Source organism: Streptococcus sp. A22, assembly GCF_043674215.1.
GTDB classification, from domain to species: domain Bacteria; phylum Bacillota; class Bacilli; order Lactobacillales; family Streptococcaceae; genus Streptococcus; species Streptococcus suis_V.
Genome location: NZ_JBIMJQ010000050.1, coordinates 1 through 4,085 on the forward strand (window position 1 = coordinate 1; position 4,085 = coordinate 4,085).

The following is a 4,085-nucleotide window of genomic DNA, read 5'->3' on the forward strand; positions in this document are numbered from 1 at the left end:
AATTTCCATATTTGGATTACGAGACTCAAAATATTTTTCGTCAAATACCTTGATGGACTTGACAAATGGTAGAAAAAAGAGCCACGACCAGTTAAAGCCTGAGAAACTTTAACTGCGAGCCTTAATTGATTACCACCAATCAATTAAAGAAGTCGAGACCCAAAATTTGGTAAAGTATTGTACCTTTGTCAATGATGTGAGACCAGAAAGGTGAAATTGAAGTTATCCATTTGTTAAGCTTTACTAGGAGCTAGCTCCTAGTAAAGCTTTTCTGATATCGATAGGAGATTTCCAACCTAATGTTTGCATAGGGAGTCGATTGGAGTGATAAAGATAGGTTTTCATCTGCTTGATGAGGTCGTCATAGGAATAGAAGTTCAAGTACTGGTAGAAACGTCGGTTATCATTTCGATGACTGCGTTCAACTTTGCCATTATGCCTTGGTGTTCGAGGACGAATCAGCTTGTGCTCAATGCCCAGCTCCTGACAAATTAGGTCAAGAGGGTGTACTTGTTTGGTCTCTTTAAAATGAGTAAACTCAAAGCCATTATCCGTCTGAATGATTTTGGGTTTGTATCCAAAGTATCTTATAGCCATTTTGACGAACTGAACAGTTGAGTAGGACGACTGCTCTTTAAAAGGGAATATAAAGCGTTCACGACTGGCCTCGTCAATGACGGTATACTGGTAAAACTTATCGGGCAGTTTACCTGTGTAGCAGTGAGTAGGAATGTATTTGACATCCATTTGCCACTTGATGCCGAGTTTAGTCGGAGTGTCATATGGTTTCGGTATATAAGGTTTTTTCTTTGTTTTAGGGGATTTGAAGAAGTCCAGTTTTCTCAAGATCCGAAAGAGCGAGCAGGGGTGTCTATGATATCCCTTATTTGTTTTTAGCTTATAGAATATTTCGATAAGTGTTGCGTTTGGATTTCTACGGATGCAATTTTTAATCCATGTCAGCTCTTGCTTGGTATGAGCCTTTGGATGTGGTGTTCGAGGGCGATGAGAGCGGTCTTTCAAAGACTCTTTCGTGCCGTCAAATCGCTTGTTCCAGCGCATGAGAGAGGCTTTTGAGACTTTATATCGTCGACAGATAAAGGCGACAGAGGCACCATTTCGGTAGGTTTTAACCGCGTGGTAACGTGTTTCCAGAGTGTGTGGTAAATAGCGAAGATTTTGTGATATACTAGTCATGAGAAGATTCCTTTTTGGTGAGTAGGTGGTACTCTTATCATATCAGGGAATCTTCTTTTTGACTTCTAGAAGTCTCACATCTATTGTAACGCTACATCGAGACCCAAAATTTGGTAAAGTATTTTCTTGCTTAGTAGGAGGTGTTGTGGTATAATTTAGTTAGATTAGAAGTCATCGAAGGTACAGCAATGTATAACTAGGTGGCCTTTTTTCATATTGCGGAGAGATATTTTATGCCTAATAATGTATTTGAATTAATAAATTTTAAGGACTATTTGCCGTTAGATTTAGATATTACTGATAAAACTAGGTTGGTTTATAGACCAGTATTAGCACCAACTCAATTAAAATGTTCTCTTGAGCCGGCTTTAACTGAAGAACAGTTATATGTCCATATGAAAGAAAACTCTAACTGGTCTTTCAAATACAATGGGAATGATGATTTTTATAAACAGGATTGTATTGACTTTTTAAGAGATATAGACTTCCAATCATTCTCTCAATATGGGAAGTTGGTGGACAGAAAATACATAGAAGCAAAAAGAGTTTACTTATTTGATAGCTACTTTAGAAATTTTCTTCAAGAGATATTGGAGCGTATCGAAGTTTTTTTGAAGAAGAGTACAGCTGATGCTCTGACGATTGGATACAATAAAACTTCTTATATTTTTGAAGATGATACTCTCTATTATTCAGAACAATCTAAATACCGAAAAGAAAATCCTAAGAGGCTGGATATTGTTTTGAAAACAAAATATCATTTGTCACGATTGATTTTGGAAAAACAAGATGATGCCACAATCAAGAATCAGATTAACCAATATGGGGTCGTGTTACCTTGGACCGTTTTTCGTTTAATGACATTTGGAAACATAGCGTCCTTCCTCGTTGCCCTACAACCAGAATATCGAAATAAGGTTGCTGCCTATATTAGTCTTCCCTTGGACAAGGATGATAACATTCCAGCTAAAATCTTATTGTCTTGGTGTAACGCTCTTCGTTATCTTAGGAATATTTGCTCACACAATGGCAGATTATATGGTCGCTTACACCATACACTGCCAGCTTTTCATCATTCTGACAGAGAGTTGCTAGTGACAGACTCAGAGAATGATAGCAAGACACTATTTATCTATTTTATAGCAATGAGACATCTTATCTTGTCAATGTCCATAGAAACTAAGAATTTTTGGAATAAAAAATTACAAAAGCTTCTGGAAGAAAGTAATCAAGAACAAGTGGATTTGAGACACTATGGTTTTCCAAAAAATTGGATGGATTTATTGGCAATAAAGATATGATAAGTGCTTAGATGGACACGGACTAAAAAATAGATTAGAACGGAGGTAAAGTATTGAATCTTATTTCAATCAAAGAATTTGTCGAATTGACTATCAATAATAATCCAGACATCAATCCCAAAGAGCTTGAAGAAACCTTGCGTGCAGTACTTGAAGAAAAAGAAGGAGGGGCAAGGTGTATGAATTGTGGATATCCTATTTGGGTAGCAGGGAGTGCACTGGTAGGGAGCTACATGTGCTTCACGTGTCTAACAGGTGAAGCCGATGGTAGTGATGATTTTGAAGTTTTAGGTTAAGCTATTTCAGAAATTTTTCGAGAGCCAAATGGCTCTTTTTCTTTTCCTGTGATAATTTTTTCAGCTCTCTCTTGTTACACTCTATCTAGTTTTAGAAAATCAACCCTTGACTTTTTCTTGGGGGTTTGGGGGCGAAGCCACCATGTTTTCTTATCGTCGGCTGACCAACCTGTAAGGTTTGGGTTCAGCTGGCGATTAGATTTTAGGTTATTGTGGACACAATAACTGAGCTCGCAAAAGCCGAAAAGCGAAGTGATGAGGCTTTTAGGAAGTACCCGTATCCAATACGGTATCGGGGCTGACCCGATAGAGGCAACTAGAGAAGGAGTATAACGAGATGACAGACCACTATCGCATTATCCGTAAAGAAATCAATCTGACACCAGGAGAACTGGAGCAGATTCAGGAGCTGATGAAGCAGGAACACGCTGACCAGTTTTCACCCTTTGTCCGTCAAAAGCTGATGGACTTGGTTGAGAGGAAGCAGGCAGTAACGGATTGGTTTGCCCTCTGGCAGTCCCAGAAGATTGAACAAATCAGTCGAGACATTTTACAAGTGACTATCATGGCCGAACAGACCCAGCAGGTCATGGCAGAGCACCTGCGAATTATTTTGACTTGTGTCCAGGAGTTAATGGTAGAAGTAGAGAAGTCTATTCCACTCAGTCCAGATTTTCGTGACAAGTACATGGGAGGTTAGGTATGGAAAATCGCTACCGCACCAATCTCAAAAAAGTATTTCTGACAGACCAGGAGTTGGCAACTTTGAACGACCGTATCGGTCAGAGTGGCTGTCAAAATTTCTCTGCTTATGCCAGAAAGGTGCTGCTCAATCCCAACATGACCCTCCTGACCATTGATACCAGTAACTATGACGACCTGGTCTTTGAACTGAAACGTATCGGAAACAACCTCAATCAAATCGCACGTACCGTCAATCAAACTCATCTTCTAACGTCAAGCGACCGTGAGCTCTTGGCGCAGGGTATTAGTCAGCTCATCAAGGAAGTGGAGAAGGACTTTGATGTAAAGTGTCAAAAGTTGAGGGAATTTTATGGTAGTCACTAAACATTTTGCGGTGCATAGCACTAAGTATCGCAAGAGTCTTATCAAATATATTCTTAATCCAGAAAAGACGAAGCAGCTGAAGCTGGTCTCTGATTTTGGCATGAGCAATTACTTGGACTTTCCCACTTATGAGGAGTTGGTGGAGATGGTTCTGTTGCAAAGTTTTAAATAAAGAATAAAATCCCTTACGGTATCTATGATTTAAGCTGGGATTCCCAATAAT

Annotated in this window: 5 protein-coding genes; 4 read left to right on the forward strand and 1 reads right to left on the reverse strand. The window is 39.2% G+C overall.

What is annotated here, in order from left to right; all coding sequences use genetic code 11:
- Positions 1 to 243: 243 nt before the first annotated feature.
- Positions 244 to 1,197, reverse strand: a complete 954-nt coding sequence (locus ACHBHN_RS11095) for a DDE-type integrase/transposase/recombinase (RefSeq protein ID WP_044980255.1) — start codon at positions 1,195 to 1,197, stop codon at positions 244 to 246.
- A gap of 233 nt (positions 1,198 to 1,430) precedes the next feature.
- On the opposite strand from ACHBHN_RS11095, the gene ACHBHN_RS11100 reads away from it, so the two are divergent.
- From ACHBHN_RS11100 to mobC, 4 genes are all read left to right on the forward strand, one after another.
- Positions 1,431 to 2,498, forward strand: a complete 1,068-nt coding sequence (locus ACHBHN_RS11100; RefSeq protein ID WP_017768987.1) for an Abi family protein — start codon at positions 1,431 to 1,433, stop codon at positions 2,496 to 2,498.
- A gap of 53 nt (positions 2,499 to 2,551) precedes the next feature.
- Positions 2,552 to 2,794: a hypothetical protein gene (locus tag ACHBHN_RS11105; protein WP_044980253.1), complete on the forward strand. Its 243-nt coding sequence runs from the start codon at positions 2,552 to 2,554 to the stop codon at positions 2,792 to 2,794.
- A 337-nt stretch (positions 2,795 to 3,131) separates the two neighbouring features.
- Positions 3,132 to 3,494: an SAG1252 family conjugative relaxosome accessory protein gene (locus tag ACHBHN_RS11110; protein WP_394734137.1), complete on the forward strand. Its 363-nt coding sequence runs from the start codon at positions 3,132 to 3,134 to the stop codon at positions 3,492 to 3,494.
- Positions 3,495 to 3,496: 2 nt separating this feature from the next.
- Entirely contained in the window at positions 3,497 to 3,862 is a 366-nt protein-coding gene (gene mobC / locus ACHBHN_RS11115; RefSeq protein WP_394734138.1) for a plasmid mobilization relaxosome protein MobC, read from the forward strand.
- Positions 3,863 to 4,085: the final 223 nt, after the last annotated feature.